Annotated in this window: 13 protein-coding genes and 1 tRNA gene; 9 read left to right on the forward strand and 5 right to left on the reverse strand. The window is 54.7% G+C overall.

Annotated features, from left to right (window positions below; genetic code table 11):
• Window positions 1-173: 173 nt before the first annotated feature.
• Both V7680_RS11875 and V7680_RS11880 read left to right on the forward strand, forming a co-directional pair.
• Entirely contained in the window at window positions 174-704 is a 531-nt protein-coding gene (locus V7680_RS11875) for a DUF4199 domain-containing protein (protein ID WP_335653490.1), read from the forward strand.
• A 21-nt stretch (window positions 705-725) separates the two neighbouring features.
• On the forward strand, window positions 726-1,097 hold the full coding sequence (locus V7680_RS11880) for a VOC family protein (protein WP_335653491.1): 372 nt from the start codon (window positions 726-728) through the stop codon (window positions 1,095-1,097).
• On the opposite strand, the gene V7680_RS11885 is transcribed toward V7680_RS11880, so the two are convergent.
• The 3 genes from V7680_RS11885 to V7680_RS11895 form a co-directional block, all read right to left on the reverse strand.
• Window positions 1,094-1,786: a crotonase/enoyl-CoA hydratase family protein gene (locus V7680_RS11885; protein WP_335653492.1), complete on the reverse strand. Its 693-nt coding sequence runs from the start codon at window positions 1,784-1,786 to the stop codon at window positions 1,094-1,096. The two genes, V7680_RS11880 and V7680_RS11885, sit on opposite strands and share 4 nt — an antisense overlap.
• 143 nt (window positions 1,787-1,929) lie before the next feature.
• A complete protein-coding gene (locus V7680_RS11890; protein ID WP_335653493.1) occupies window positions 1,930-3,051 on the reverse strand; it encodes a kynureninase/PvdN C-terminal domain-containing protein in 1,122 nt (373 codons plus the stop codon).
• Window positions 3,048-3,845: a tryptophan 2,3-dioxygenase gene (locus V7680_RS11895; protein WP_335653494.1), complete on the reverse strand. Its 798-nt coding sequence runs from the start codon at window positions 3,843-3,845 to the stop codon at window positions 3,048-3,050. The genes V7680_RS11890 and V7680_RS11895 overlap by 4 nt, the downstream gene beginning before the upstream one ends.
• A gap of 233 nt (window positions 3,846-4,078) precedes the next feature.
• Here V7680_RS11895 and V7680_RS11900 point away from each other — a divergent pair, with 233 nt between their 5' ends.
• Window positions 4,079-5,962 carry a CshA/CshB family fibrillar adhesin-related protein gene (locus V7680_RS11900; RefSeq protein WP_335653495.1) on the forward strand — a complete coding sequence of 628 codons (1,884 nt, stop codon included), beginning with the start codon at window positions 4,079-4,081 and terminating at the stop codon, window positions 5,960-5,962.
• Between the two features lie 107 nt (window positions 5,963-6,069).
• Here the strand turns inward: V7680_RS11900 and V7680_RS11905 are convergent.
• Window positions 6,070-6,143: transfer RNA gene (locus V7680_RS11905), tRNA-Cys, on the reverse strand.
• A gap of 276 nt (window positions 6,144-6,419) precedes the next feature.
• Between V7680_RS11905 and V7680_RS11910 the strand changes: the two genes are divergently transcribed.
• The 5 genes from V7680_RS11910 to V7680_RS11930 all read left to right on the forward strand — a co-directional run bounded on the left by V7680_RS11910 (window position 6,420) and on the right by V7680_RS11930 (window position 11,922).
• A complete protein-coding gene (locus V7680_RS11910) occupies window positions 6,420-7,073 on the forward strand; it encodes a protein-L-isoaspartate O-methyltransferase family protein (RefSeq protein WP_335653496.1) in 654 nt (217 codons plus the stop codon).
• A gap of 21 nt (window positions 7,074-7,094) precedes the next feature.
• Window positions 7,095-8,558 (forward strand): TolC family outer membrane protein, encoded by a 1,464-nt coding sequence (locus V7680_RS11915; RefSeq protein WP_335653497.1) that lies wholly within the window; start codon window positions 7,095-7,097, stop codon window positions 8,556-8,558.
• Window positions 8,559-8,614: 56 nt separating this feature from the next.
• A complete protein-coding gene (locus V7680_RS11920; RefSeq protein ID WP_335653498.1) occupies window positions 8,615-9,100 on the forward strand; it encodes a DUF2497 domain-containing protein in 486 nt (161 codons plus the stop codon).
• A 150-nt stretch (window positions 9,101-9,250) separates the two neighbouring features.
• Window positions 9,251-11,251, forward strand: a complete 2,001-nt coding sequence (locus tag V7680_RS11925; protein WP_335653499.1) for a S9 family peptidase — start codon at window positions 9,251-9,253, stop codon at window positions 11,249-11,251.
• On the forward strand, window positions 11,251-11,922 hold the full coding sequence (locus V7680_RS11930; RefSeq protein ID WP_335653500.1) for an enoyl-CoA hydratase/isomerase family protein: 672 nt from the start codon (window positions 11,251-11,253) through the stop codon (window positions 11,920-11,922). The genes V7680_RS11925 and V7680_RS11930 overlap by 1 nt, the downstream gene beginning before the upstream one ends.
• A gap of 41 nt (window positions 11,923-11,963) precedes the next feature.
• Here V7680_RS11930 and V7680_RS11935 read toward each other — a convergent pair whose 3' ends face one another.
• Window positions 11,964-12,941, reverse strand: a complete 978-nt coding sequence (locus V7680_RS11935) for an acyltransferase family protein (protein ID WP_335653501.1) — start codon at window positions 12,939-12,941, stop codon at window positions 11,964-11,966.
• Window positions 12,942-13,190: 249 nt separating this feature from the next.
• Between V7680_RS11935 and V7680_RS11940 the strand changes: the two genes are divergently transcribed.
• A partial coding sequence (locus V7680_RS11940) for a valine--tRNA ligase (protein WP_335653502.1) occupies window positions 13,191-14,885 on the forward strand: 1,695 nt, incomplete at its 3' end.

Raw genomic sequence — 14,885 nt, forward strand, 5'->3', positions numbered from 1 at the left:
CGAAACTCTACGCCAAGCTGCAAGTCAATGGTCGTGTCCGGGCGATCGAGGAAGCGCGAACCCTGCATCTAATCCCCTGATATATCGGGGTGATAATGGCCCAGTCACCCATCCGGGTGATTTCCAAAATCGGTCGAGGCTGTCATAACCATCGCATAAGCGGAGGAAAGATCATGCAGAAAATCGCCTTAACCTATGGAATATTGTCGGGGACTATCACCATCGTCACATTGATCCTGGCTCTGGTTGTCAGCGATGGCGGTAGCTTCCTGTCATCCGAGCTATTCGGCTATCTGACCATGTTGGTCGCGCTGTCGATGATATTCATCGGCATAAAACGCTATCGCGACCAGGAACTGGGCGGGGTGATCCGGTTTCTGCCTGCCTTTGCGATGGGCCTCGCCATCGCGGTTATCGCAGGGCTAATGTATATGATCGTCTGGGAACTATATTCGATGAGCAACGGTTACGCCTATATCGACGGCTATGTGAACAGCGCGATCGAAGCCCAAAAGGCGGCAGGCCTGACCGCAGAAAAACTGGCGAAGGAAATCGCGACTCTGGAAGAAATGCGCTCCGACTACGGCAAAATCTATATTCGTATGCCAATGACTTTCATGGAGATATTTCCAGTGGGCTTGATCATCGCCATCCTGTCGGCTGCCATATTGCAGAACCCGAAAATCTTGCCTGTCCGGCAATAAGCTCAGCGAAGGAGAAGCAAAATGAAACTCGGAGCCTTTTCGATTAGCCTTTCGGTCAAGGACATCGCCCTTTCCAGAGCCTTCTACGAGAAGCTCGGGTTCACCAAATTTGGTGGCGACGAAGATCAGAAATGGCTGATCCTGAAAAATGGTCAGACTCTGCTAGGCCTTTTCGAGGGCATGTTTCCCAAGAACATGCTGACCTTCAACCCGGGCTGGGATCAGAATGCACAGAATCTTGATGATTTTGACGATGTCCGTGCGATCCAGACATCGTTGCTGGCTTCAGGGATAGCGCCAGAAACAAGAGCGGATGAGAAAAGCGAAGGCCCTGCCAGCATCACGCTGATTGATCCGGATGGCAATCCGATCCTGATCGACCAGCACCGCTAAGCCGATTTGCGCAAATTCGGGTGGTTGCCAATACTGGCCCGGATCGCATCCAGGGCCGGTTTGCGCATCGCCGATTTCTGATAAGCATAGGCATGGCCCGGCAGCTTGGCGAGCTGACCGGCAATCGCGGTGGCCTGTCCGATTACCTTGTCCGGCTCGACCAGCATATCAAGATATCCGGCTTCGACTGCGCCTTTCGGATCATAGATGAACGCCTGGATCATTGCTCGAGTCTGATGCAGCGGGCTGAGCCGGTCGCGAGCCAGTTCGACCGCAAATACCGGCAGCGTCATGCCGGTGATCGATTCATTCGCGCCCAGTTTGAAATCGCCTGCAGCCCCGATCCGCGTGTCGCAAGCCATCAAAAGAAACACGCCCATGGCGATTGCGTGACCGTTACAAGCTCCGACAATAGGCCTTGGGCCGCCATAGAGACGGAGTATCAATTCGGATGCCCGGTCGAGCAAACGGACGGAATCGTCCCGGGTAAAGGCGCCCATCATGCCGAGGTCAAAGCCGCCGGAAAAACGCCCTTCGCGGCCGGTCAGAACAATGGCCTTGGCATCCGCCTCGGCCTTGTCCAGCGCCTCGTTGAGGGCGATCATAAGGTCGAAATTGACAGCATTGGCCTTTCCGTCATCCATGGTGATCAAAGCAACATCATTCTGGATATCGACGGAAATGCTCATGTTCTGTCCTTTTCAACGCGGCGTTTAATGGTTCAGTTAAGCCTATTGCCAGAATCCTTCAGGTCAACGGAAAAGTCGGCGGAGGAAACCGCGAAAACGTCAGAGAAACGGGCACAGACAGTCAATCCGTAACGGAAGAACGCTCAGGTCAACTGCTCTAATATTTTCACTAAACGCGCCACATCGTCCCGGTCATGATAGAGCGCGAAGCCAATGCGCAGAACATTGGCGCGAACATCGGTCACGATATTCTGATCCGCCAACTTGTCGTGAAGCACAAGTGCGGTCTCCCCGCGAAAAGCCAGAAAACGCGCGTGCGGTTGGCCATCAAGCGGGTTGAGCAGTTCAAATCCGGGCAACGGGTCATCCTCCAGCAATTGCGCCTGCAGAGCCGCGACATGGCTCGATATGACCGCTGTCGTCAGACCTTGGCTATCCAGCATATTCTGCACGGCATTATACCGGTAAAGCCCGGAAGGATCGAAAGTACTACCCAGAAACCGGCGCCCATCCGGCGCATAGCCGACAGCTCCGGATGCCAAGGCAAGATCATCAAATGCGGCATACCAGCCGGTCACAACCGGCCGCTCGGCATAGCCCGGAGGCGCGTGGAGGAAACAGGTTCCTTCTCCCGCCATCGCATATTTATAGCCACCGGACAGGTAGAAAACCCGGTCGGCAATGTGCGACAGATCGGTGTCGATTGCCATGAAGCCATGATAGCCATCGATCACTACCCACGGCCCCTCGGGACGCGCCACCGCCGCAAGCTGGTCCAGACCGGAAACGATGGTGCCGGAATTGAATAAAACATGGCTGGCGAATATCAGATCAAATTCGCCGGATCCGGCGGTATCGAGCAAGGCATCCGGAGAAGCGGTTTCCAGTACCACTTCTCCCGCTTCCACCCAGCGGGTCATTTGCCGACGAAAGCTGTGAAACTCGCCATCGGTTGCCAGCACCCTTACCGGTCGCTCTGGAATGGCGGACAAAATGCGGACAATAAAATCATGAGTGTTGGGAGCAAAGCTCAACGTCGCGGGATCGGGTAATTTCAATTCCGCAGCAACATGGCGCTGCGCTTCGGACCAGACGGGGCCCATGATCTTGCTCCATTTGTGATCCGCCAGCGACGCGGCATCGTCCCACGCAGCCATGTGACCGGCATGGCTGGCGTCTGGCCAGAGATGGTGGCTGTGTGCGGCAAAATGCAATCGGGCCGGATTGGCCGCGAGCGATTTAGAAAACAGATGTTTCCAGCTCATAATTGAGTACGCAGCGACCATAGTTCCGGAAAAGCGCGCTTGCCCACTGTGCTCTGCAAATAGGAAACGCCCGCGGTTCCTCCCGTGCCCATTTTGCCGCCGATGATCCGCTCGACTGTCAGCACATGTTTGTGCCGCCAGGTCGCCATCGCATCATCGAGATCAACCAGTTTCTCAGCCAATTGGTATAGCTCCCAATATTTGTCGGGATTGCGATAGACTTCCAGAAAGGCCGCCTCGACCTGTTCCGATGGCTGATGGGAAACGGCAAAATCACGGTCAAGCAGGTCCGGCAAAATATCGAAACCGGCTCGAGCTAGCGCCGCTATCGCATCATCCCAGATGCTCGGCTGATCGAGCGCTGCCTGCATCGCCGCCTTTGCATCCGGCCGATCCTCCTGATATTTCAGAAAGGTCTTGTCCTTGAGGCCGAGCATATATTCCACGGTCCGGAACTGATCGGATTGAAAGCCGGAACTTGGCCCCAATACATGACGGAACCGCGTATAATCGCTGGGTGTCATGGTTGATAAAACATCCCAACTGAGCGTCATCACTGCCTGGATACGACTAATTCTCGCCAACGCCTTGTAGGCAGGCACGAGCGCGTCAGCCAGTATCTGCTGCTTGGCAAAGCGCATCTCGCGAATAATCTGCTTGAGCCAAAGTTCCTTGGTCTGGTGAATGATGATGAACAACATCTCATCGTCCAGATCGGATCGGGGGTGCTGTGCGTCGAGCAATGTGTCGAGCGCCAGATAGCGCGCATAGGTCATCGTATTTTTATCGGTCATGCGCGACAGTAACGCGGCTATGTCCGAATGGGAAGTCAGCCTATCGCGACATCAAGGCGGAGCTAATTACCAGTCCCCGATATTTTGAAAAAACTGGATTTCTGATCGGCTTCGGCAATGCCAGAATTGGAAATATATCCGGAAATCGATTAATCACCATTGCGCGCAATTTGAGATGGTAAAAATGCTCAATTACGGGCATCGAACCGGAACGGACTGTGGGGGATAGTCATTTGGTTTTTTCATCTGTCAGGCTGGCAACCAATGCGGTTGGACTGATTATTGCCATTTTAATGCTTGCAGTTGAGCCGGCATCCGCCGCGACATGTTCTATAGCCACCGCGCAAGGCGCAGCGCCATCTTCCTGGCAAACATATTGCTGGTTCGATTTTTCGACCTACAATGACACGACCGCCCGTTCGAGCAGCGGTCAGAATTTCTCCTTCAATCTTACCGATGGCTCAACCCTCACTTTCAATCTGAAGGCCGTGACGACGGCAACACCGGCGGCGACTGCGATAGCGGCGCCCAGCTGGACCGGAGCAGCGGTTGGCAATTCCTCCTTTCTCGGCATTCCCGGAAAGCCGATCCTTTACACGTCAAACAGCGGTTCGACGGTCACCCTGACATTCAGCTCGATCAATATAATTCCGCCGCCGGGCGTGGCGTCGGTCACCGACTATGCCTTTGTCGCCGCAGATGCGGAATCGACCGACAATGCCGAATATCTGAATTTTACCACAAACGGCTCGGTCTGGGCGATATTGGACGCTGTTCCCCCGATCAGCGGCTCACAATTCCCCGTGTTGAGCGGCGTTGGCACCACGACAATAAACGAAGCGGGTGGCGGCCAGACCGGCAATATGGGTGGCTATATCGTCGGCACCAACAAGCCGACAACGGTTCGGGCGCAGATGAAAGGACAGGGGCTGCAAGGCATGATGTTTGCCATACGTTTTGCGTCAATCAAGCTGAACAAAGTCATCACCAGTACCCGCATCGCGCCAGCTGATCAATTTACGTTCAGGATAACCTCTACATCTTCTGGCAGCATTCTGGCATCCGGAACGACCACGGGCACCGGAAATGGCCCTTTTACCGCCGCAGTTATTTCGACCGCATCGGGCATTCCGATCACGCTCTCGGAAGTCATGGCATCGGGCAGCAGCAGCAGCCTGTCGCGTTACCGGGGCAGTTTGAACTGCACCAACACATCCTCCGGATCTCCCACGGTCATGCCGACCAATGTCGTGACGAGCAGCTATAATTTCGGATCGCTCAATTTTGGCGATGTCGTGAGCTGCACCTTCACGAACATCGCCTATCCCCATGTCAGCTTGCGAAAGCAGCTGAGCACCGGCGGCCGAGTCTTTTCAACCGATCAATTCACGCCGCGAATCAAGAGTGGTGCTACGGTTATCGCATCAACTACAACCAGCGGCTCAGGGTCTGCGATCACCAACGGTACTATCGCGATGACTCAATTGATCGGTGGCACTACCTATCAACTCGATGAAGTGGTCGCCGGGACCACAGATCTCGCCCGTTACGGCCAGTCCCTGTCCTGCAGCAATGGTTACAGCGGTTCGACAACCAGCTTGCCCACCGCGCCGGGCATCTCGTTCACGCCAACGACCGGTGATGTTATCACCTGTGTGCTTACCAATACACGTGCTCCGGCAAATGCCGATCTGGTCGTTACCAAACAATCGACTATAGTATCCGACCCGGTCAGTCTGACGTCCAACCCCAAATCCGTTCCTGGCGCGATAATTCGCTATTCGATCAGCGTCATCAACAAAGGGGACCTGCCTGTCGATGCCAGCACTATCAGAATCAGTGACGTTTTACCGCCCAACGTCACCTATAATGCAGCTTCGCCGGTGACCTTTACCAACGGCCCAACTGCCAGCGGCCTATCACCTTTCAATCCTGCGACCATGGTGACGTTTTCAAACCAGATCGGCGGCGGTGCGCCCTATAATTATACCCCCAATAGTTCCGGCTTTGATGCCGCAGTAAAAGGAGTGCGGATCAGTCCGGCGGGAACCATGTCGGCGGCAACAGGAACCTCACAACCAAGTTTCACGATAACATTTCAGGTGCGCGTAGATTAGTGCAGGCCACGATCGGAGTATCGAGGTTCCCCGATTGATCAGGACCGCGCCATCAAAGTCTATCTGGAGAAAAGGATGGTCGAACTATCTAGTGGGGAATGTTCTCTTGGAGGCCCGACCCGGAATCGAACCGGGGTGCGCGGATTTGCAATCCGCTGCGTCACCACTCCGCCATCGGGCCGAAGAGAGGGCGCGAATTGCTTCGCTTTGCAGGCAAAGTCAACCCAAACTTGCCTCTTGCGTTATTGACCCCGGTTTTAGTCACATAATTCCTGTTACCGAATGGCCAAAACGGCCCGTTTGTCGAGGAAATGACGCAGTCGGCATAAATTAGCCGGATTCCATCTTGGCGCACGTGCCAAGCCCCGCTAGAAGCGACAAATCTCCACCATAGTGTATTGTGTTAATAATACAGACATGGCATGGACGGAATATTATTCATTGGGAGGATCGACTCTTGGGTCAGGAAAATTTCAAGCAGATGCGCAAAGCCATGGTGGTCAGCCAGTTGCGCACCACCGAGGTCAGCGATCCGCGCGTCATTGCTGCGATGAGCCACATCGCCCGTGAAAATTTCGTCCCGGCCGCCCAGCGCAGCTTCGCTTATGCCGACCGTGGCGTTCAGATCGGTGAAGGCAGGGCCTTGAATCCGCCGCTGACCACCGGACGGTTGCTGAATGTGGCGCATGTGACCAAGGATGATAACGTCCTGCTAATCGGTGCTGCCACTGGCTATACAGCGGCTGTACTCGCCCAACTCGCCGGCTTTGTGACGGCAATCGAAGCCAATGACAAACTGGCAGCGGCAGCAAAGAAGAATCTGGCTGACGTGACTGGTGCTACAATCGAAACTGGCGACCATGCCGCTGGTTGGGTCAAATCTGCACCCTATAGCGTGATCGTTATCGACGGTCTGGTGGAACAGATTCCCCAGAGCCTGGTCGACCAACTCGCGCCCGACGGACGGATTGTAGCTGCAGTGATGAATGACGGCGTGTCACGCCTTGCCTTGGGCCGTACAGCTGGAGATCATGTCGGCTATCAATATTTTGCCGATTGCGGGGCGTGTCCGCTGCCCGGCTTTGAAAAAGCAAAAAGCTTCAATTTTTGAGGCGTTCGGGAGAGTGAACAGATGAATAGACGGCGCCTTCTCATTGGAACGGCTATCCTGGCAACACTATCGGCACCGGTACAAGCCGATACGTTACGCGATGCCTTGGTGGCTGCCTATCAGACCAACCCGACGCTTTCCGGCGCGCGCGCCAGCCAGCGGGCGAACGACGAAAATGTTGCCATTGCCAAAGCCGATGGCAGACCGAATGCCACCAGCGATTTCGGCTTTCAGGAAAATTTCCTTCGCAGCGCCAATAGTTTCACCGCGCCTTTGCGCCAGACCACCGCTGGCGGGTCGATAACCGTACCAATTTACTCCGGCGGAGCGGTCAAAAACGCCGTACGGGCAGCCAAAACCAGAGTGGAAGCGGGGCAGTACGATCTGCGCGCTACCGAGGCGAGCCTCTTCAGCAATGTCGTCGCGACCTATATGGATGTCATTCGCGATTCGGCGATTGTGAAACTCAACCGGGCCAATGTCGGTGTGCTTTCGGTCAATCTCGAAGCGACCAGCGACCGGTTCGAAATCGGGGATCTGACCCGGACCGATGTTGCCCAATCGGAATCCCGTCTGGAAATAGCGAAAAGCGACCTCGAAACCGTGCGCGCGAGACTGATCGGCAGCAAAGAAAATTACATTGCGCTTGTCGGCAATGAACCCGGAGATCTCGAGCCCCCTCCACCGTTGCCAAATTTACCCGAAACACCGGATCAGGCCGTAGATCTGGCTCTGACCTATAACCCGGACCTGCTCGCCGCCAAAGAACGTAGCGAAGCCGCAGAGTTTGACATAAAAACAGCCCGATCGGCCAACAAGCCCAAGGTTTCGACTTATGCCCAAGGCCGTTATCTGAATTACCACGGCACGCTTGGAGGCAATATAGCCGGCTCAACATTCGTCCAGGAACAGTCGACCGCCGAAGTTGGCGTCAGAGCGACCATGCCAATCTATCAGGGTGGCCGCCCAGCTGCACAGATTCGTCAGGCACAAGCCCGTTCCGGTCAAGCTTATGAACAGCTAATCGCAGTGGAACGCGATGTGATTTCCCAGACTCGCGCCTCCTATTCAAGTTGGCGCGCATCGGAACGGGTTATCGAGTCTTCGGAGCGGGCCGTAGCCGCCGCGAGCCTGTCGCTTGAGGGCGTGCGCGCGGAAAATTCTGTGGGCAACAGGACAATATTGGACATTTTGAACGCCGAGCAGGAATTGCTGAATGCGCAGGTGCAACTGGTCACAGCGCGGCGCAACAGCTATGTGGCGGGCTTCTCTCTGCTCGCCGCGATGGGCCGGGCGGAAGCGCGCGACCTGGGGCTGGAAGGTGGTCCGCTTTACGATCCGGTGGCCAATTATGACCGGATTGATGATATGTTCTATGATTATCAGAGCGATCCGAATCCGGAACCCCAAGCGACCAGAACCGTTGACAGTCAGGCGCAAAAAGCGGAGATAGAGCCGTTACCTGAGATACCGACACGCCGTTAGTCCGGTTGGCGTTGATCAGCGCTGGTAGCCGAGTATAAGTTTTGGGGGTTTCGCAAATGGCAGAGCAAAATAGAGAATCGTCGATGGAAGAAATTCTCTCGTCGATCAAACGCATCATCGCCGAAGACAAATCGATCGATGAGGATCGCCCCCAGCCAAGCCGGAAAACCTCTCAAAAGCCTGCCCTGCAGGCTGTTCCAGACACAAAGCCAGCGGCGACGATTGAAGAAGTGCTCGAGTTGACCAACGAATTGCCGGAACACGGGAACCGAACCGCGCAAGGCGTGTTCGGAGACCGCCGGAAGGAAGAGCGGCTGATCGACGACAACAAGCTCGACAGCATGCGTCAATCGCTCTCGGCGCTGGTCGAAAAAGAAGCCATGGAACGTCACGCACCTCAAACCAAGTCCAGCGGTACATCGCTGGAAGATCTGACCCGCGATTTGATGCGGCCAATCATCAAAAAATGGCTGGACGAGAATCTACCCGACCTCGTCGAGGAACTGGTGGCCCGGGAAATCCAGCGGTTGAGCGACAAATAGGCTGCCGGTTTATTCCCAATTACCCTAATCTCAATTGCCTTGTCGAACAGCCGTGCTAGACTGTCGACCATGACAAAATTTTCCAAAACATTCACCGCCGCTCTCCTCGTGACAGCATTATCCGTCCCAACATTCGCGTCGGCACGACCGATGACCGCGGAGGATCTCGCCACGTTGAAAAGGATGGGATCGGTTGCCGTTTCTCCGGATGAGAAATGGGCGGTCTATGATGTCACCGAAACCGAGCCGGAAAGTTACGAGCGGTCTAGCGCACTCTATCTTCTAAACCTCGATACGCCGGATGCTGTGCCTTCCCGCATCGCCGACCAAGTGGGCAAAAGCGAGCATAGCCCTGCTTATGCTCCGGATGGCAGCCTATATTATCTAAGTGATGCCAGCGGTTCCGAGCAGCTTTGGCATACCGCTATTGCATCGGGCGGTGTAGTCGGGACGCCGGTTCAGGCCGGCGACTTGAAAGCCGATATTTCCGGTTTCAAAATTTCACAAACCGGAGAAAAAATCGTGCTGTGGGGCGATATCGCCAGAGACTGCCCGACCTTCGGCTGTGAAAAGGATGGCAACAAGGCCGAGCCAGGCCCCGGGACGGGCCGCGAATATGACGAGCTTTTCATCCGCCACTGGTCGAGTTGGGAAACGCCCGGCAATTACAGCCGGATATTTGCCTTTGATCTGACCGACGGAAAAATCGCCGGTGACGGCGCGGCGCTAGACGGCGATCTGGTCGGCGATAGTCCCTCCAAACCATTTGGCGGCGGTGAGGAGATTACCTGGGTACCGGGAGAGGACGGCGTGTTCTTTACGCTCAGAACTGCTGACCGAAACGAGCCCAAGTCAACCAATCTCGATATTTACGGCGCGATGGTCAATGGTGCGGAAACCGTGAACTTTACCGGCGAGAACAAGGCCACCGACACACTGCCCGCTTTTTCTTCGGACGGTGAATGGCTCGCCTGGGCGGCGATGGAGCGTCCAGGCTATGAAGCAGATCGTCTTGTCGTAAAACTTCGCAAACAGGGCAGCGATGAGGACGAAGCTATTGCGTTGACCAAAGATTGGGACCGCTCGGTTGGCTCGATCGTCTGGACGCCGGACAATAAATATCTCATCGTCACCGCCCAAGATGTACTCGATCACCCTGCATTCGCGGTTGAAGTCGAAACGGCAAAAGTTACGCGTCTGACAGCGGACGGCAATGTCGGCACGACCATTCCCTTGCAGGATGGGTCGCTGGTTTACACGATGAACAGCCTGCAGGCGCCTACCGATCTTTATCGCCGTTCAGCAGACGGCACGATCACGCAGCTGACAAATATAAACGGGCATGAACTGGCCGAGATCGACAAGGTCGATATCCAGCGGTTTGACTTCGTTGGCGCCGACGGAGAGCAGGTCTGGGGACAGATCATCAAACCACAAGGCGCGACCGGCAAGTTGCCGATGGCGTTTCTAGTTCATGGCGGGCCGCAAGGCAGTTTCGGGAATAGCTGGTCCACGCGCTGGAATCCGAAAGTTATGGCGGCCCAAGGCTATGCGGCGGTTACGATCGATTTCCATGGCTCGGTCGGATATGGGCAAAAATTTACCGACAGTATCAATCTGGACTGGGGTGGCAAGCCACTGGAAGACCTGAAACTGGGCTATGCAGCCGCGCTGAAAATCGACTCACAAATCGACGGCGAGCGATCCTGTGCCCTCGGCGGATCCTATGGCGGCTATATGATGAACTGGATCGCGGGCAACTGGCCCGACCGGTTCGACTGCCTGATCAACCATGCCGGTGTTTTCGATTTGCGAGCGATGGCGCTAAGCACTGAAGAGCTCTGGTTTGATCAATGGGATCATGGCGGAAACTGGTGGACGCGGCCAAACCCGGAAAAGTGGAATCCCGTCAACAAGATCGCCAACTGGAAAACACCGACGCTGTTCATCCACGGCGAGAAGGATTTCCGTATTCCCTATACCCAGAGTATCATGCCGTTCACAGTTTCACAGGAACTGGAAATTCCATCCAAATTACTGATCTTCCCGGATGAAAACCACTGGGTGCTCAAGGGCAAGAATAGTGTGCAATGGTATCGGACGGTGTTCGACTGGATGGGCAAGTGGACAGCGACTGACGGCGGAGAGTAATGACCTATTTCCCGACCGAAGAGCGCGAGGGCACGATCATCGTCACCCTTACCAATGGTGAACGCAACACGCTCCATCCGGAACTGCTTGAGGAGGGCGCTGCAGCGCTGCAAATACTGGCGAAAAACCCTCCCGAAGGAGGGATCGTCCTTACCGGGTCAGGCGAACATTTTACCTGCGGTATGGATATAAAAATAGCCGCTTCGCTTGATGAAGTGGGTCAGAAGAGAGCCGTGGCCGGGATAAATGATTTTGCGGCGGCACTACACCGCCTGCCTTGCGCGCTCGTCTGTGCCGTAAATGGCAATTCGATCGGAGCGGGCGGGATCATGATGCTATGTGCGGACTGGATTTACGCGTCGGCCGGCACTTATAAAATTGGTTTACCCGAGGCAAAGGCGGGACTGCCCTTCCCGCCCGTAGCACAAACTATACTGGACTACGGGCTAGAACCGACCTGGCGGCGCAGACTGGCGCTGTCGAGCATGCTGCTCACCCCTGAAGAAGCGATTGGCGCTGGGTTGGTTGATGCCACGGTCACGCACGGTGATTTGATTGACAGGTCCGTTGCGATGGCGAAACAGCTAGCGGCGCAACCGGGTTTCAAGGCTTGCAAGCGACAGCTCCGTGAGAAAGCCAATGCGGAGATTGACGCAATATTAGATGCTTGAAGCCTGGGCTAGCGAGACTTCTCCGAAAACTGACAATCGATTCAAATATTCGTTACCGATTGTTTTATTGGCCGCCGTTCCATTTTTCGAACATATAATCCCTTCAAGAAACCGTTCATTGGTATTTCGATAAAATGGTGAATCGAAAGTCCAGCTAGCGAAGCCATCATCAGTCCAGCGAGTATCATGACAAACGGGGGTATGGCATACGGTCCAAGCAACGCAGCGACCAAGCCAAGCGCGCTCAAATGAAAAAGATAAATGGCATATGACGCGTCTCCTAGTCGCAAAAGAAACGGCAGTTTTGGAATTTTTGTGTCGACCGTCAGTGAAGAGGCTACAATAATCGCAGCGGGCAATCCTAATGAAAGCTCGCGATGGTCGACGGCTTCCCACAGAAAAGGAATTGCGAGGATTGCAATGGGCGCGCACAGAAAAGGCAATCTGATCCCAAAGCGCGCGATGAACATGCCCAACAGAAACTCGAGCATGATCGGGTTCGTATAAAACCCCGGCGCTCCGGCTGGTTTAAAGACGAGTCCAACCGATACCAAAACTATCAGGCAGACCGCCACCGCGAAAAACCTGAATTTTTCGCGCAGCAGGAGCGAGAAGCCAAAAATCAGATAGAAAAACATTTCAAAATTGAGTGTCCAGCCGGGTTGCAATATCGGCATGAAATTCTGCGTCTCAGGATTAAGATATGGAATAAAAAAGAATGACTTAACTGCGTGCACCCATTCCCATTGCATGTTCTGTATGACCGCCAATGTTGCGATCCAGTAAATGGGAACGATTCTGATTATACGCCGTGCATAAAATTGTGCGGGAGAATAGTCTCGGTCCCGGGTGGACTGCACCATGATAAAACCGGAAATGACGAAAAATATATCTACTCCGCCAGCGAGCCAACCGGTTTCACCATCATATTTCACCAGATTGGCAGTCAATATATGATAAGCTACAACCATCAAGGCTGCCACAGCTCTTAAATATTGAATTGATATATAGTCCTGCATCAATCCCCACTGTCCTGACGCCAATTGACTATCGATAGTTGGTTTATATTTAATTACGTGATGAACTTATGTTCCCAAAATCGTTGATGATATGCTGATATACCTGAACTGGTGCAATGCTCCGGCAACTGAACAGAAGGTTATACTACATCGCTCCAACTCTCGCGACCGCTCGCCGAATGTTCGCGGCAGACGGCCTTTCTCGATAAGACTGTTGTCTCTCTCCAAATCCAATGCCAAAGGCTCAGCATGACCTTAGATAAAAATTTCGATCCCGCCGCCATTGAAGCTCGCTGGTATGAGCATTGGGAAACCAAGGGACTGTTCCGGCCGGAACGCGATGATCGCGAGCCCTTCACCATCGTCAACCCTCCGCCCAACGTTACCGGCAGCCTGCATATCGGTCATGCACTGGATAACACGTTGCAGGACATCATCATCCGCCACGAACGGATGAAGGGCAAGGATGCGCTCTGGGTCGTCGGTATGGATCACGCCGGCATCGCGACCCAGATGGTAGTCGAGCGGCAGATGAACGAGCGCCAGGAAAAGCGCACCGATTTCACCCGCGAAGAATTTGTCGAGAAAGTCTGGGCCTGGAAGGAAGAAAGCGGCGGCACGATTACCGGACAGCTGCGCCGTCTCGGCTGTTCGATGGACTGGTCCAACGAACGCTTCACCATGGACGAGGGCATGAACGAAGCCGTGCTCAAGGTCTTTGTCGATCTCTACAATGACGGTCTGATTTACCGTGACAAGCGTCTCGTCAACTGGGACCCGGCATTGAAAACCGCGATTTCCGATCTGGAAGTTGAGACCACCGATACCAAAGGTAGTTTCTGGCATTTCAAATATCCGCTCGCCGACGGCGTGACGCTGGATAACGGGCAGGACTATATCGAGGTCGCGACGACCCGGCCGGAAACAATGCTGGCCGATATGGCAGTTGCCGTCCATCCGAGCGACGAGCGTTACAAGAGCGTGGTCGGCAAGGAAATCGAGCAACCGATAACCGGACGCCGCTTCAAGATTGTCGCTGACGAACATGCCGATCCTGAACTGGGTTCAGGCGCGGTGAAAATCACGCCGGGCCATGACTTTAATGATTTCGAGGTCGGTAAGCGTGCGGGCTTTGCGGCTGGCGAGATGCTCAATATGCTCGATGGCGAGGCCAATGTCTGCCAGACCGCTGACGGGCTGGTGCCGGACGAATATATTGGGCTGCACCGGTTCCGGAAAGACGGCGTCGACGGCGCCCGCGAACTGGTTGTCCAGCGGCTCAAGGAACTGGGCTTCCTGATTCCGCATGTTTCGAAAAACAAGGACGGCGAACAAGTTGAGCATGACGCCGAACCGCGCACCATCGCTACGCCTTTCGGGGATCGTGGCGGTGTGGTGATCGAGCCATGGCTGACCGATCAATGGTATGTCGATGCAGAAACGCTCGCCCAGCCTGCGATCAAGGCTGTCCGTGAGGGCGATATCGAGATCGTTCCCAAGACCTGGGAAAAGACCTATTTCAACTGGATGGAGAATATCCAGCCATGGTGTGTCTCGCGGCAACTATGGTGGGGACACCGGATTCCGGCCTGGTTTGACGAAAATGGCAAAATCTATGTCGCCATGGATGAAGCCTCGGCACAGGCGCAAGCTGGTGCTGGCGTGTCATTGACCCGCGATCCCGACGTTCTCGATACATGGTTCTCCTCTGCCCTATGGCCTTTCGGAACACTAGGCTGGCCTGAGAAAACCAAGGACCTTGAACGACATTATCCAAATGATCTGCTGATCTCCGGCTTCGATATCCTGTTCTTCTGGGATGCGCGGATGGCGATGCAGGGCATCAAGATGATGGGCGAAGTACCGTGGAAGCGGCTATATCTGCACGGACTAGTGCGCGCCGAAGATGGTTCCAAGATGTCCAAGTCCAAGGGGAATGTCGTC

Origin of the sequence: Parasphingorhabdus sp., assembly GCF_036963705.1 — a bacterium.
Lineage (GTDB): Bacteria > Pseudomonadota > Alphaproteobacteria > Sphingomonadales > Sphingomonadaceae > Parasphingorhabdus.